This window comes from Streptococcus entericus DSM 14446 (assembly GCF_000380025.1).
GTDB lineage: Bacteria > Bacillota > Bacilli > Lactobacillales > Streptococcaceae > Streptococcus > Streptococcus entericus.
Genome location: NZ_KB904167.1, coordinates 91,189 through 105,993, shown reverse-complemented (window position 1 = coordinate 105,993; position 14,805 = coordinate 91,189). Strand labels below are relative to the sequence as shown.

Genomic DNA, 14,805 nt, shown 5'->3' with positions numbered 1-14,805 from the left:
GTATAAAAGTAATGGCATATTTTAGAAAGCGTGATAATGGCTGGGAATACCGTATCAGTTACAAGACACCTGACGGCAAATATAAGCAAAAGTCAAAATCTGGATTTAGAACAAAAAACGAGGCTACCCTTGCTGCTGCAAAAGCAGAGCAAGAACTATCTCAAGGGTTCGTAGAAGACGATAACAGCTTATTCAGTGACTACTTCATCAAATGGGCTGAACTTTATAAGAAACCAAACGTAAGCCCCTCAACGTGGTTGAAATACGAATACACCCATAAAAAAATCATCGCCTATTTTGGTCAAGCAAAATTGAAAACTGTAACCGCAAACAGCTATCAAGAGGCTATCAATAATTTTAGGGCTACACACTCCTGGCAAACTGTCAAGATGTTCAACACACACATTAGGCAATGCCTCAAAATGGCATTGCACACTGGCATTATCCAAAAAGACTTTACGATATTTACCACTCTTACCAAAGAAAAAGACAAAGACCTTACAAGCAATTACCTCGAAATCGACGAGTACCTAAAACTCATTGCGGATACTGGAAAAGAAATAACTTACAAATCCCACTTCTGCATCTATCTCATCGCTGTGACTGGTATGCGTTTTAGTGAGGCAATGGGATTAACTTACAATGACATCGACAAGGATAACCTAGAACTATCAATCAACAAGACCTATAAAGTATTTGGGGTCGCTAAAGGCTACGCCCCCACAAAAAACGAAAACTCAGTAAGAACAGTCCCTATTAGTCAACACACCCTAGACCTCCTAGAAAGCTACCAGAGCCGCTTTAGAGACGACGACAGGATATTAACAGGGTTATCTAACTCTGCTGTTAACAAGACCCTCAAAAAGCTCGTAGGGCGTGATGTACATGTCCACTCTCTCCGTCATACATACGTATCTTATCTGATTAGTCAAGGTTTAGAACTGTTTGCCATCTCAAAACTTATTGGACACAAAGACCTTAATACCACCCTAACTGTCTATGCCCACCTCCTAGCAGACAGCAAAGACAGGAATAACCAAAAAGTCCGTCAATTATTTGGGGCGGATTTGGGGCAAAATATCAAAAACCCTTGATTTTTCAAGGGTTTTTAGCGTTGTTTTATCCAGCCTAAGGGAATCGAACCCCTATCTCAAGAACCGGAATCTTGCGTGATATCCATTACACTAAGGCTGGCTACTTTCAAGTATATCATATTTCAGTAAATTTGAAAATAGTTAGATGATGATTTTTTGAGCACCAGTTACTAAATCCATATATCATCAGGGCTTAATCAATAACTAATTCATTAACAACCTCATCCGACAAATCAAGTTGCAGACTAACTGGCAAATACTTGCTTAAAAAATCTAGTCACAGGTTGCAAGCCTTCTCTGATTGCCCAATACTTATCAACTAAAGTCACGATATAACTCTCTTTATAACGAGGAAAAGCGATTGTTGCTCCCCACATGTGCTTCAAGATAATGTCTTCCTCCACCTTATTCGTATTGATTAGCTTTTTGGCATTGCGCAGAGCAATACGCGGATGTACCCAAGCATGGCTTTTATTAAACTTTTGGTGACGCCAGTCATAATAGAACAAATCGTGCAACAAACCTGCCCTAGCTGTACTCGCTGCATCCCATCCCAGTTTCTTGGCAATTTTATAACTCGTGTAAGACACATTTATCGAATGCTCCAAGCGAGTCGAATGATAATGGTGAACAATACTTTCTAGTCGTTGTACCTTTGGGTGGCGAATCAAATGATCGACCAGATCCATGTATTCCTTGTCATCTTTGTAATTCATCTTATTTTCCTCTCTAGTAGCCATAGCAGAGCAGCTAAGCATGTCTCTGTCTTCAGCGATTGACCAGACTGAACATCATAATCCCTGCAGCTACCGCAACGTTGAGACTTTCAGCCCGACCAGGCATAGGAATATGCACCAGCTCATCAGCCTGCTCAGCCATTGCCGCTGAAATCCCAGAACCCTCATTTCCCATCACTAAAGCAAAATGGTCGTAGCTAGTTAATGTCCGATAATCAACCGAATGCTCAGACAAAGTAGTCGCTAAAACAGGCACCTCAATAGCCTTCAGCTGGCTAACGATCTCTTCAATAGGCAAGCGGTAAATCGGCAAATGGAAGTGACTTCCTTGCATAGAACGTAAGGTTTTTTGATTATAAATATCTGCTGTGCGATGACTGATCAACACCCCATCGAACCCTGCGGCATCAGCTGTCCGAATCATCGTCCCAACATTTCCAGGATCCTGAATATCTTCCAAGACAAGATAGCGACCTTTTTCAAGTTTAGTTACATCTGGATGAGAAATGGCAACCTCTGCAACAATCCCTTGCGGTGATGGCGAATCAGATAACTCACGTAACACTTCCGGGCTAACAATGACAGCCTGTGACAAATCAGACACTCGGTAAGCCTCTTCTGCTAAAACAAACACACGCAGCATCTCTGCTCCAGACAATCGCGCTTCTTCAACAAGATGCCAGCCTTCAATCAAGTAAGAGGTGGTCCGATACTTCTTCTGCTGTAATTTTTTAGCCTGCTTAATCAAGCTATTTGCTTTGGAGGTAATGATAGTCATGGTAAATATTATAGCATAATCACTTAAAAAATACTGAAAGAAAAGATGTGTTTGTTATATAAAAATCAGTTCTGTGTTATTCTAAAACGCTTTCTGTCACTATTTTCACAATTTTTGGCTGACAAAGAGCAGACTTAGTGATACAATAAACATGTAAATCATTTTCAAAGGAGTTTTCACATGATCGCAACAAAGCAACACAAAAAAGTTATCCTCGTTGGTGATGGCGCTGTTGGTTCTTCTTATGCCTTTGCCTTGGTGACTCAAGGCATTGCTCAGGAACTCGGTATCATTGATATTGCCAAAGACAGAACTCAAGGAGATGCTGAGGACTTGAGCCATGCTCTGCCATTCACTTCACCAAAGAAAATCTACTCAGCAGATTATAGCGATTGCCACGATGCGGATATCGTTGTATTAACTGCTGGAGCTCCTCAAAAACCAGGTGAGACTCGTCTTGATTTGGTTGAAAAAAACTTGCGCATCAACAAAAGCATCGTTGAAGCAGTTGTTGCATCAGGCTTTGATGGTATTTTCCTTGTTGCAGCTAACCCTGTTGATATTTTGACTTACTCTACTTGGAAATTCTCTGGCTTCCCTAAAGAACGCGTTATCGGTTCTGGAACATCACTTGATTCTGCGCGCTTCCGTTACGCCTTAGCAGATAAAATCGGTATCGATGCTCGTTCCGTCCATGCTTACATCATGGGTGAGCACGGTGACTCTGAATTTGCCGTTTGGTCTCACGCCAACGTTGCAGGTGTGAAACTTGAACAATGGTTGCAAGATAACCGAGATGTTGATGAGCAAGGTCTCGTAGACCTCTTCGTTTCTGTTCGTGACGCTGCTTACTCAATCATCAATAAAAAAGGCGCAACCTATTACGGTATCGCTGTCGCTTTGGCCCGCATTACTAGGGCTATCCTTGATGACGAAAATGCTGTATTGCCACTTTCTGTTTATCAAGATGGTCAATACGACGGTGTTGAGGGCATCTTTATCGGTCAACCAGCCATTATCGGTGCACACGGTATTGTTAGAAATGTCAAAGTTCCTCTTAACGATGCCGAACTTCAAAAAATGCAAGCATCTGCTAACCAACTCAAAACCATCATTGATGAAGCTTTTGCCAAAGAAGAATTTGCTTCAGCTTGTAAAAATTAACAAAAAATCTGTTGAGAAGACTCAACAGATTTTTTCATACCCTTTAATAAGGAAACAGGACTTTATATATCATTCATGATGCCTTTGTCTTAAGCATGGGATAAGCAGTTATGACAAGGAGTTTTTTCTGCCCTAATCATCCCTTATGAAGCGCAAAGTATGGGAGTTGACATTTAGGCATTATTTGTCCTGTCTTTTTAAGCTGAAGTGGTCTGGCACTGGATCCTCACCACCAGCAGAAAATGGATGGCAGCGACAAATGCGAGCTGTGCCCATCAAGACACCTTTTGCGCCATGCTTTTCAATCGCTTCTATCATATAGGAAGAGCAGGTTGGCTGGTAGCGACAACTTGGGGGCAAAAGTGGGGACAAGACAGCTTGATAGAGCTTAACAGGGGCAATTAGTAATTGTTTCATTTGATATTGTTAAGGGCTGCGTTGTGCAACTGACTAATTTCTTTTTTATTGAGACGACGGTATTCACCCGGACGAAGCCCCGTCACGTCAAGGGTACCAAATCGTGTTCGTGATAGCTTGTCGACTAAAAGACCGACACTTTCGAACATTTTTTTAACCTGGTGATTCCGTCCTTCATGGATAGTTAATTCAACCACTGAGCGGTCTTTTTCCTTGTCTACTTTAAGAATGGTATAACGTGCAGGCTTGGTCTTTCTGCCATCAATGACAACACCTTTTGTTAAGGGACGCAGATTATCCTTGGTTGCAATGCCCTTGACACGCGCCACATAGACCTTATCAATCTCATTACGAGGATGAATCATTTTATCGGTAAAATCCCCATCATTGGTCAAAATCAAGAGACCAGTAGTATCCCAGTCCAGACGCCCGACAGGATAAATTCTCTCTTTAACCGTCGGCAAAAGGTCAATGACTGTTTTTCTGCCTTTGTCATCTGAAACACTGGAGATGACCCCTCTGGGTTTGTTGAGGAGGTAGTAGACTTTTTCTTCGTTGTAAATCGGTGTTCCCTCTACTTCAACCAAATCACCAGACTTGATGGTGGTCGCTAGTTCCGTGACAATCTGGCCGTTGACAGTCACTAGACCTTGCTTAATGAGCTCTTCCGCCTTACGGCGACTGGCTACACCAGCGTGGGCAATAAATTTATTAATTCTCATCTTCTCTTCTCCCTTCTAGTAGCTCTGCTATGTCGCCTGAGGCAAATAGATTACTCTCTTCTTCCTCAATCACAATGCTTGAGACATCTGGTAACTCCGCAAGGTCATTGATGCCCATAAAATCAAGGAAATAGGGTGTGGTCGCGTAAAGGTTGGGTCGCCCAATCACCTCTTTTTTACCAACCTCTGCAATCAAATCAAAGGCCAGCAATTTAGCAATGGCGCCACTTGAGTTGACCCCTCTAATGTCATCCACTTCAATCCGCGTAATGGGTTGCTTGTAGGCAATAATCGATAGGGTTTCAAGACTAGCTCGCGATAAACTCTGATTGGTCGGTGTTTTCGCGTAGACCTGCAACAGCTCCGCATACTCCTCTTTGGTCACCAAACGGTAAGCTTTCCCAGTTTCCAAAAGGCAAAGACTCGTCTCGCTATCTGAAAGGTACTTGGTGGCTAATTTTTCCAGTTGTTGGGTCAATGCTGACGCTGACAGGTTGAGCATTTCTGCCAACTGACGCAGGGTTAGTCCTTCTTCTCCTGCTACAAAAAGCAGGGCTTCTATCCTAGCTAGGTGTGACATCCGTCGCTCCTTTCTCTCCTATCCACTTGAGGTAAACCTCACCAAAATTTTCTGTCTGCGTGACCTCAATCGCCTTGATTTTAACCAGCTCTAAGACCGCTAAAAAGAGGGTAATCAGCTCACTCAGAGACGACCGATGCTCAAAAATAGCTACCAAAGTAAGCTGATGAGTTTGGCTAAAACGGTCTCTAATCTCATCCATCATGTCCTCGATTTTGTAATCATCTTTATCGATGGTCGTGTGACTGGTTCTGACTTGTTCCTGTTTCGCTGCCATCACCTTTGAAAAGGCTAAAAAGAGGTCGATAACCGACTTATCTGCTGTCAAGGTCATTCCTTCAGCGACAATTTCCTCTTTCGGTTTCGAAAAATGCAGGGCTCTCTGCTGGTGCTGTTCTGCTAAATCCTGGCTAACCTGTTTGTACAGTTTATACTCTTCTAACTGCTGGAGCAAGGTCATCTCTAAATCGTCGTCTTCAGGAGGTGCTTCGACCAACTTAGGCAAGAGCCTGCGGCTCTTAATGAGCATCAGCTGGCTTGCCATGACCATATAATCACCAGCCACCTCCAAACGCAGAGCAGTCAGAGTAGATACGTAAGCAAGGTACTGCTCGATGACGTCAATCAAAGGCACCTCATAGATGTCCATCTTATACTGAGATACCAGATGAAGGAGGAGGTCGAGCGGTCCTTCAAAATCTTTTAATTTAATGTCCATGTGTCTCATAGGTCATGAGCGTCTGAGTCGTTTTCAACCCCAGCTGCTTTGCCAAACTTGCTTGACTAACGCCACGACTTAATTCTGTGATGATGTACTGCTGTCGCAGTTTTTGAGCGGTCAAATCACCTAATCCCAAACTGGTGAGGTAGTGAGACAGGCGATTAAATAGCCATTGTCTTGAGTAGGATTTGCCATTCTTATCAAAGAGATAAGTGCCTGCTTGCACTCGTTCAAGATAGGGAACTAGGTTCTCTGGCAGGGAAAGTACCCTAATCAATTCTCCTTTTTTGATGGTCAACATCCGAAAATCGAGATTGATATCAGCTTGCTTAATGCTTTGAATCTCGCTGGGGGTCAACCCTAACTGCCAAATCAAAAGGGCAATCAGTTGACCTGCTGTCTGGTCAGTCTCAGAAAATAAGACAGACAAGTCCCGAATCGGCAGTTGAGTGGTCGTCTGTTTCACCTTATCAAGCGGTTTTAAGCGATGATAAGTCCCTACCTCTCCTTGCTCATACAGATATAGGAGAAATTGATTAATGGTAGACAATTTTCGTCTCCTAGCAGCAGGTTTCAGCGTAGAAATAGTAGTCTCGTAGACCTGCAACTTACTGCTTGTCATCTCATCTCCCACCACTTCTAAAAACTGCTGTAGGTCATAAGTATAGGCAGCTCTGCTATTTTCTGAGAGCTCCTTACTTGCTAAAAATCTTTCTAAGTTATTGGCCATCACTGACTTCTTTCTTAGGAATAAGGTGATAATATCCTGCAAAATTATGAAGGAGGCTATTGATAGCCTTGAGAATGGCTTTTCGCGTGATAATCCCCTTAAAATAGCCGTCGGCAGTCACTACTGGTAGAAAAGAGGCATCGACCAGTTTATGCATGATTTCGGTGAGGTCAGCTGTTGGCAAAATCGCCTCAAGACGTGTATTAACCATATGCGAAATGTCTAAATCAGCCAACTCTTCTAACGCCAATTCATGTTCAAACTGGTAATTAACAATGTCAGATACGCTAATCGTTCCGACATAGCGCCTATCCTTGGTAATGACTGGAACGCGTGAAAAACCGTTTCTTGACAAGAGTAACATGACATGATCGGTGTTATGCGTATCAACAAAAATGGCTAAGTCTTCTGCCGGTGTCAAATATGTTGTCCAATGAGACAATAAAAATTCTTCAAATTCTTTGGCAATCATCGACTAAATTCCTTTGATAAACGAGGGTAAAGCTGGTGATTGAGGTCGTAAAAATCCACACAAATAGTCTTGTCATCTGCCTCAATCACCGCATAGAGTTTCTCCTGTACCTCGCCACGTGGCTGGCTGACAGAGCCAGGGTTGACAAAGACCGTCTTGCCCTCTTGCCAAGCTGCTGCACGGTGCAAGTGTCCATAGAGACAGATGTCCGCTTGGGCCTCTTGTGCAAAATAAATCAGCTTGTCCCACATAAAATTGATGGCGTAGAGATGACCATGAGTCTGGGCGATTGTGAGATGTGGCAGGCTCGTCACCAGATGCTGGGAGTAACCCTCGTCGTAATCACAATTACCCTGTACGACCTGAATCCCTGACCAAATCTTGTCCGTACTAGGGAGTTCCGAGTCCCCATTATGAAATATCGCATCCACCTTGCCCTGATAATGCTCTTTGATGGCCTCAACCACCGCACGATCCCCATGCGAGTCGCTCATGACCACTAATTTAAGGCTTGCCATTCTGGAAATACCTCCAACAATTTTTTAAGGGCAATCGCCCGATGAGAATGGGCGTTTTTGTAGTCCGTACCAAGCTCTGCTGATGTTTTTCCTGTCTCTCCGACTAAGAATAATGGATCATACCCAAAACCACCATCACCTTTTGGTGCAAAATCGATGTATCCTGCCCACTCACCTTCTACCACTAAACTCTCACGATTAGGGGCCGCTAATACTAAAGTACAATGGAACTGGGCAGAGCGGTCTTTGGGTTCAAAGACCATGGCCAACTCATGCAGGAGCTTGGCGTTATTCTTCTCATCAGTCGCACCTGGTCCAGAAAAGCGGGCAGACCAGACCCCAGGCAGACCGCCAAGGATATCGACTTTTAGCCCTGAATCATCTGCCAATACCATCTGACCCGTCAGTTTGGAAATGGTCTCCGCCTTGAGGCGGGCATTTTCTTCAAAGGTCGTCCCAGTCTCTTCCACATCAGGTAAATCTGGGTAGTCATTGAGGTTTTCTACCGTCATACCCAGTTGCTTAAAGAATTTCCGAAACTCCTTGGTTTTACCTTCGTTTTTAGTGGCAATGAGAATCTTATCTCCCAGTCCAGCCTGCTGACCGAAGAAATCAGAAGCCTTGACACCACCTGTTGGAACATGCACATCAATGAGCCGGTCCCCTTCTGTGATCACAATCGCTCCAGCCTGTTGTGTCATGGTCAATTGACGACCTGCTGCATCATTGATGATGTCAATCACAAAGCGAATCAAGGAGACATCAGAGGCTTTTTTGATGACCTCAACCTGATAGCCTTGCATGCCTTTGCCATCGTCATAGTAAGGCGGGAATAACCCTTGCAACCTAAAGGCAAGAGCCTGAAGCTCCTCCTGCTCCTCCGGCAACAGGGCAGATAGAAAACTATGCCCGCCCCACTTACCGATAAACCAGTTCTTGTCGTCCTTGTATTCGTAAATTTTAGTTGTCATGTCTTATCCTCTATTTTTGTGAATTGCTCAAGGGGAAGACCACCTTGAGGAAGAATGAGTTGTACGACTTGCTGACCTTCTGTGATAAAAATTGCGCCATTTCTGTCCTCAGCAACAAGCTGGCGCTCAGTCTCTTGATTGATGATAGAAAGGACAAAATCAATCAGGCTCAATTGTGAGGACAGTCGTATCACCAGAACGTCATACCCTTGTTGAGCTAACCAAGATTCCTCAGATAAGGGAGCTCGGTCAAGGATAGTGGCTAATTGCTGATTGAGCAGATAGAGCTTATTTGACATGGGTTCGGCAAAGTGAGATAAAAGACTGTGTCCGCCCCACTTACCGATAAACCAGTTCTTGTCGTCCTTGTATTCGTAAATCTTATCTGTCATACAGTTACCTCATCTAGGCTAGCTACTAAATCAATATGGTTGACCGTGAAGGGAACATCTGGTAACCAATTGCCTGCGATATGGGCAAAGCTATCAGCTCCTCCGGTTGTGTAAAAACGGTGACCTTGCGCCGGCTGGCGAGGGTCTCGGTTGATGCCGAAATAGTTAAGCAAGACGGAGATGTCTCGCACACTCTCAGCTCCGCTATCAACCAAAGCCACCTCCTGCCCCATAACGTTTTGAATGATAGGGCGCAAGAGCGGGTAGTGGGTACAGCCTAAAATGAGGGTATCCACCTGACCAACCAAAGGCGCCAAGGTCTCATAAACAGCCTTCTTGGCCAAAGGTGAGTTCATCTGGTTGGACTCAACGATAGGAACAAAGGCTGGACAAGCCAAGCTCTCCACCTGACTTTGAGGGGCTAAACTGGTGATTTTCTCGCGGTAGATGTCCGACTGCACCGTCATAGGCGTGCCGATAATACCGATTTTCCCAGTTCTTGTTGCCTTAATCGCAGCGCTGGCTCCTGGCATAATGACCCCGATAACGGGAATATCCAGTTGGCTCTTGATGTCTTCCCACACCACTGCTGTTGCGGTATTACAAGCCAGTACAATCATCTTGACGTCCTGTTTGCGCAGAAAATTGACCAGCTCCCAAGTGTAGGTCTTAATTTGCTCGGCAGGTCTAGGGCCATAAGGGGCTCTAGCCGAGTCACCGATATAAACAACTTGCTCGTGGGGCAACTGGCGCATCAGCTCACGTACCACCGTCAGGCCACCAACGCCTGAGTCCAAAAATCCAATAGGTCTATTGTCCATCGTCTTCTTTCTGTGAGATTTATGAAAATAGCAGAGCTGTCAGCGCTAATCGTCGACGACACCTACTTTTACAATTGATGACGAGATCTTCCAACCAAAATCAAAAATCACGCCATTGGACGTGATTTGACAAGTTGGCAATCACTGCCCACTTCTTATTTTTTCTTGGCTTTAGCTCTTGCTTCCTTCTGTTGCTTTTGCATCTGACGAACAACAGCTTGAACCTTGGCTTCACTTGGTTTTTGACCCATCTGGCTCATCATGGTGCGGATAATATCCGCATTAAATGGTGGATTTTCTTCCAAATATTTTTCCATCTGTTTACGAGCGATGAAAGCACCGCCGACCAAACCGCCGAGACCTGCCAAAGTAATCAAGAGCATGGCTACCCAAATATTCATATCAATCGATACTCCGTTTCATTTTCTTATCTTAACCATTATAGCAAAAAATAAGCAAATTGACAAAGGGAAAATAACGACTAGTCACCAAAATCAAAGCCCATCACAGTTGCTAGATAGTCCTCTGGGGTTTCTGCCCGACGAATGAGACGCGGTGTGCCATCAGTCTGCCAGAGAATTTCTGCAGAGCGGAGCTTAGCATTGTACTGATAGCCCATAGAAAACCCATGCGCCCCCGTGTCGTGAATAACCAAGGTATCGCCAATCTCCGTCACTGGCAATTCACGTTCCCGCGCCAGCTTGTCATTATTTTCACACAGCCCACCGACCACATCGACCACAGCCGTCTCTGTGCTCTCAAGACGAGCCATGTTGGTCACATGGTGATAAGAGCCATACATGGCAGGACGCAACAGGTTGACACTAGAGGCATCTACCCCCAGATAGGAGCGGTAGGTGTGTTTTTTATGGGTAACAGTCGTCACCAAGAGCCCGTGCGGTGCCAGCATGAACCGCCCCAACTCCGTAAATATCTTGACCTCACCTAGACCAGCAGGGGTGAGTACCTCTTCATAAGCCTGACGGACACCCTCGCCGATAGCCATAATATCATTTGGCTGCTGGTCAGGATGGTAATTAACCCCAATACCACCTGATAGGTTGATAAACTCAAGGCTAATGCCTGTTTCAGACTGAATTTCAACTGCTAGCTCAAACAGCTGCCGTGCCAACTGGGGGTAGTAAGCGTTGGTCACTGTATTTGAAGCTAGGAAGGCATGAAGTCCAAAACTCTTAACCCCACGGTCTTTCAGGTAACGGTAGCCGTCCATCAGTTGTGCCCTAGTCATGCCAAATTTTGACTCCTCAGGGTGATCCATGATGTCTGTTCCCAGAGCAAAAACGCCACCTGGGTTATACCGCAACGAGATGGTCTCAGGTAGACCGACCTCACGCTCCAAATAAGCGATGTCCTCATAGGCATCTAGGTTAATCACCGCCCCAATTTTCTGGGCATAGGCGTACTCTCTTGACGGCGTGTTGTTGGAGGAGAACATGATGTCGGTAAAGCCAAGTTTGTGACTCATCAGCAGTTCTACCTCTGTCGCACAGTCCACCCCACAGTTCTCTTCTTGCAAGATTTTCAAAATCGCAGGGGTCGGCGTCGCCTTGACAGCAAAATACTCCTTAAAGCCCTTGTTCCAAGCAAAGGCCGCATTAACCGCTCTAGCTTTCTCGCGAATGCCCTGCTCGTCATACAAATGAAAAGGGGTCGGAAACTGGTCTGTTACTGTTCTCAGTTCTTCAGGACTGATAAATGGTACTTTCATCTATTTCTCCTCTGAAATAATCTTCTCCCATTATAACACAAGTCCTCAAAAAACTAGACCATCAGCTCTGCTATTACTGTTTGCCACAGAAGTTCGTCTGATAAAAAGCCAGTCCTAACTGACCAGCTTTTTCCTGTTACTAGATACTGTCCCCATTCCAGATGGAGTTTTTCACCACCACATAGTCTACATGGCGCAGGGCATCCACATCGCGACCACCCGCGTAGGAAATGGACGATTGCAAGTCCTCCGTCATTTCCTTGAGGGTATCGGCTAGATGACCCTTGGCTGGGAGGAGAATTTTCTTGCCTTCAACGTTTTTGTGTTCACCCTTTTGGAATTGGGAAGCAGAGCCAAAATACTCCTTGAAGAGTTGGCCATCTTCTTCAATCAACTGACCTGGACTTTCGATATGCCCTGCAAAGAGCGAACCAATCATGACCATGCTAGCCCCAAAGCGGATGGATTTGGCAATATCACCGTGGGTGCGGATACCCCCATCAGCAATAATCGGTTTTCTGGCCGCCTTGGCACAGAGTTTCAAGGCAGACAACTGCCAACCACCAGTTCCAAAGCCAGTCTTAACCTTGGTGATGCAGACCTTACCAGGACCGATACCAACCTTAGTTGCATCAGCACCCGCATTTTCCAGCTCACGCACCGCCTCTGGTGTGCCGACATTCCCCGCAATCACAAAGGTCTCAGGCAACTCTTTTTTGATGTGTTTAATCATATCAATCACACTGTCCGCATGCCCATGAGCGATGTCAATAGTGATAAACTCAGGCGCATCAGCTTTTAGTGACGTCACAAAGTCATACTCATAGTCCTTCACCCCCACCGAAATGGACGCAATAAGCCCTTGGTCATGCATTTTTTTGATAAATGCAGGGCGAGCTGCTTCATCAAAACGGTGCATGATGTAGAAATACCCATCGCGAGCCAACTGTTCAGCTACCGCCTCATCAATGATGGTTTGCATGTTGGCAGGAACCACCGGTAGTTTGAAGCGATGACCGCCGAACTCAACTGTCGTATCTACTTCAGACCGACTACGGACGATACACTTATTAGGGATGAGTTGAATATCTTCGTAGTCGAAAATTGGAAAATTATGGTACATCAGGTAACTCCTTGACTAAATAATTGACCTTCCTATGCTATCGCATCGCTAGGCAAAAACTTGCCTTTCCTTACCCATTTTACCACAACTGTCGTTTATTTCAATTTTTGTGTGAATAAAAATAAAAATAGTTCGTTAAAAACGAACTATTTTTATACCCTGTTAATGTGATAGCTCACCATAACGTTTTAAAATAGCTTGACGACGGGCTTTCAACCGTTCTTCTTCAGCTTGTAGGCGTGCTAAATTAGCTGATAAGATCTCCAACTCGGTGGTCAAGTCCTCGATTTCTGAGTTAACATCTGTCAATTCCTCACCCACATCGGCCAAATCCTCTTCGACATCAATTAGCTCTTCGGCTAATTCACTGCTGTCCGTCGGCAGAGGTTGTTCTTTAGCATCAGATGACCCCACCTCTGGTTGCCAGCCCACTAGCGTTTTTTGGCTATCCATGTGCAAATATTTACCTAATCCTTTGCCATTCTTGGTCATCAGGTACTTGATAAATTTCTTAATGAGACCTTCAAAGCCTGTGTCCTTGAGGTCTTTGTCCAACTCAGCGTAGACTTGGTCCTTGACTTGGGCTTTTTCCTCCTCAGTCAGAGGGCGACCAGCCTGGTCATACCAAATCCCGTCCTTAATCACAACTGGCATGTCTTCCTTCTCCTCCGTTACTGTTTTTTGTTCTGAAGTTTTTTGCTCTAGGTTAAAATCACCAGTAAGCTTGTCTATCATCTGCTGAATGAGACCTTGGTTAAGTTTATACTTGGTCGTTTGGTTATCATGGTCGACCAAAAGCAATTTGGAATTGATCAGTTTTTGAGTGTGAAAAGAAACCGCCGCTCCTGTAATGCCTAGTTTTTCTGCAATGACCTTATTCTTAGCATGGGGTTGAATCAACTCAGTTAGCACCTGATAACGGCTGATATCACTCATGGTCTTGAGAATGGTTGAGAAGCTATCCATATCTAAGACATCTCGCTGGTTCAATAGCTGATCCATCCGAGTAGAAGTCACCAGCCAGATAGGAAGGCTAAATTCCTTCGTGAAAAACATAGCCATGACCCTGATGTGAATAGGACTGAGCAAGATTAACTCATAGGTCGTCTGGTACTGCTCAGCCATGTTCGACATCCCTGCCATCGGAACATAGGCGAAAAAGGACTCTAGACCGAAGGCCTCCAAGTAAGACTGCCGCTCTGACGCAAACTGCTCATAGTAAGGCGCATAGATGGTCTCCACTTGACGCAAGACCTTAATCAAACCCTCTACTGTTTCTTTAGGGCTGTTGATAGCTTGATACCAGTACCACTTATTCTCGGCAGACATCTCGACCTTGTCCAGATAGGTCAAGAGAGGCACAGCCTCAATCTCCTCTTCAATATAGGAGCGTACCAGAGTCATCTGATAGGCTTTGATAATATCCTGCTCAGACAAGGTTTCAAAGAGATCAAGAGCCTCAGACAGGGTCTTGGGGTCATGCCCCTTGTCCAGTAGAATAATGTAAAGAATGTGGGAAATGGCATAGGCTTCACTCCAGAGGTTATAACGTTTGAGGTCTTCGTCTAAGGGTGATAGTTTATCTTTTATCTCTTCTTTAATCTGCCAGACATCGCTCAAAATATCTTTTTCTTTTTGATTTATATCCCATTCTAAGTCTCCTTCTTTTTCAAGCATAAAGAGGGGAACGTAGAGAAAGTCGACAATCTGGCTGTGGTGAGCATGGTAGGTATAGGTCATAGCAACTCCTTTAATCGCAATCTGTTATATCTATTATACCCCTTATCAACTCAACCGTCTAGGCTGATGAGTCAAAGTCAGACGATACAAGGTCTA

At 44.7% G+C, this 14,805-nt stretch carries 18 protein-coding genes and 1 tRNA gene; 2 read left to right on the top strand and 17 right to left on the bottom strand.

The features are described from left to right. Positions 1-11 precede the first annotated feature (11 nt). Positions 12-1,094, top strand: coding sequence for a site-specific integrase (locus tag A3GW_RS0105650; protein ID WP_018368331.1), 1,083 nt, complete (start codon positions 12-14; stop codon positions 1,092-1,094). 28 nt (positions 1,095-1,122) lie between these two features. Here the strand turns inward: A3GW_RS0105650 and A3GW_RS0105645 are convergent. From A3GW_RS0105645 to A3GW_RS0105635, 3 genes are all read right to left on the bottom strand, one after another. Then, positions 1,123-1,194, bottom strand: a tRNA-Arg gene (locus A3GW_RS0105645). Between the two features lie 145 nt (positions 1,195-1,339). Further along, positions 1,340-1,810 carry an HD domain-containing protein gene (locus A3GW_RS0105640; protein WP_018368330.1) on the bottom strand — a complete coding sequence of 157 codons (471 nt, stop codon included), beginning with the start codon at positions 1,808-1,810 and terminating at the stop codon, positions 1,340-1,342. A gap of 52 nt (positions 1,811-1,862) precedes the next feature. After that, positions 1,863-2,609 (bottom strand): TrmH family RNA methyltransferase, encoded by a 747-nt coding sequence (locus tag A3GW_RS0105635; protein WP_018368329.1) that lies wholly within the window; start codon positions 2,607-2,609, stop codon positions 1,863-1,865. A gap of 180 nt (positions 2,610-2,789) precedes the next feature. Here A3GW_RS0105635 and A3GW_RS0105630 point away from each other — a divergent pair, with 180 nt between their 5' ends. Next, positions 2,790-3,773, top strand: coding sequence for an L-lactate dehydrogenase (locus tag A3GW_RS0105630; protein ID WP_018368328.1), 984 nt, complete (start codon positions 2,790-2,792; stop codon positions 3,771-3,773). 180 nt (positions 3,774-3,953) lie between these two features. On the opposite strand, the gene yidD is transcribed toward A3GW_RS0105630, so the two are convergent. From yidD to A3GW_RS0105560, 14 genes are all read right to left on the bottom strand, one after another. Beyond that, positions 3,954-4,190 carry a membrane protein insertion efficiency factor YidD gene (gene yidD / locus A3GW_RS0105625; RefSeq protein ID WP_018368327.1) on the bottom strand — a complete coding sequence of 79 codons (237 nt, stop codon included), beginning with the start codon at positions 4,188-4,190 and terminating at the stop codon, positions 3,954-3,956. Beyond that, positions 4,187-4,912 carry a pseudouridine synthase gene (locus tag A3GW_RS0105620; RefSeq protein WP_018368326.1) on the bottom strand — a complete coding sequence of 242 codons (726 nt, stop codon included), beginning with the start codon at positions 4,910-4,912 and terminating at the stop codon, positions 4,187-4,189. Before A3GW_RS0105620 ends, yidD begins: the two co-directional genes overlap by 4 nt. After that, positions 4,902-5,492: an SMC-Scp complex subunit ScpB gene (gene scpB / locus A3GW_RS0105615; protein ID WP_018368325.1), complete on the bottom strand. Its 591-nt coding sequence runs from the start codon at positions 5,490-5,492 to the stop codon at positions 4,902-4,904. The genes A3GW_RS0105620 and scpB overlap by 11 nt, the downstream gene beginning before the upstream one ends. Then, entirely contained in the window at positions 5,476-6,210 is a 735-nt protein-coding gene (locus A3GW_RS0105610; protein ID WP_018368324.1) for a segregation/condensation protein A, read from the bottom strand. Before A3GW_RS0105610 ends, scpB begins: the two co-directional genes overlap by 17 nt. Beyond that, positions 6,200-6,943 (bottom strand): site-specific tyrosine recombinase XerD, encoded by a 744-nt coding sequence (gene xerD, locus A3GW_RS0105605; RefSeq protein ID WP_018368323.1) that lies wholly within the window; start codon positions 6,941-6,943, stop codon positions 6,200-6,202. Before xerD ends, A3GW_RS0105610 begins: the two co-directional genes overlap by 11 nt. Further along, complete coding sequence (gene cbpB, locus A3GW_RS0105600) at positions 6,933-7,415, bottom strand: cyclic-di-AMP-binding protein CbpB (RefSeq protein WP_018368322.1); 483 nt, start codon at positions 7,413-7,415, stop codon at positions 6,933-6,935. The genes xerD and cbpB overlap by 11 nt, the downstream gene beginning before the upstream one ends. Next, the gene (locus A3GW_RS0105595; protein WP_040798609.1) at positions 7,412-7,933 is read right to left on the bottom strand and encodes a metallophosphoesterase; all 522 of its coding nucleotides are present in this window, start codon (positions 7,931-7,933) and stop codon (positions 7,412-7,414) included. Before A3GW_RS0105595 ends, cbpB begins: the two co-directional genes overlap by 4 nt. Further along, the gene (locus tag A3GW_RS0105590) at positions 7,915-8,904 is read right to left on the bottom strand and encodes a nucleoside-triphosphate diphosphatase (RefSeq protein ID WP_018368320.1); all 990 of its coding nucleotides are present in this window, start codon (positions 8,902-8,904) and stop codon (positions 7,915-7,917) included. Before A3GW_RS0105590 ends, A3GW_RS0105595 begins: the two co-directional genes overlap by 19 nt. After that, positions 8,901-9,296 (bottom strand): hypothetical protein, encoded by a 396-nt coding sequence (locus A3GW_RS0105585; protein ID WP_018368319.1) that lies wholly within the window; start codon positions 9,294-9,296, stop codon positions 8,901-8,903. The genes A3GW_RS0105590 and A3GW_RS0105585 overlap by 4 nt, the downstream gene beginning before the upstream one ends. Beyond that, positions 9,293-10,117 (bottom strand): glutamate racemase, encoded by an 825-nt coding sequence (gene racE, locus A3GW_RS0105580; protein ID WP_018368318.1) that lies wholly within the window; start codon positions 10,115-10,117, stop codon positions 9,293-9,295. Before racE ends, A3GW_RS0105585 begins: the two co-directional genes overlap by 4 nt. A 155-nt stretch (positions 10,118-10,272) precedes the next feature. Continuing rightward, positions 10,273-10,518, bottom strand: a complete 246-nt coding sequence (locus tag A3GW_RS0105575) for a YneF family protein (protein ID WP_018368317.1) — start codon at positions 10,516-10,518, stop codon at positions 10,273-10,275. A gap of 80 nt (positions 10,519-10,598) precedes the next feature. Next, complete coding sequence (locus A3GW_RS0105570; protein ID WP_018368316.1) at positions 10,599-11,846, bottom strand: diaminopimelate decarboxylase; 1,248 nt, start codon at positions 11,844-11,846, stop codon at positions 10,599-10,601. 139 nt (positions 11,847-11,985) lie between these two features. After that, positions 11,986-12,969: a GMP reductase gene (guaC, locus tag A3GW_RS0105565; protein WP_018368315.1), complete on the bottom strand. Its 984-nt coding sequence runs from the start codon at positions 12,967-12,969 to the stop codon at positions 11,986-11,988. A gap of 162 nt (positions 12,970-13,131) precedes the next feature. Beyond that, a complete protein-coding gene (locus A3GW_RS0105560; RefSeq protein WP_018368314.1) occupies positions 13,132-14,709 on the bottom strand; it encodes a coiled-coil domain-containing protein in 1,578 nt (525 codons plus the stop codon). Between the last annotated feature and the right edge of the window lie 96 nt (positions 14,710-14,805).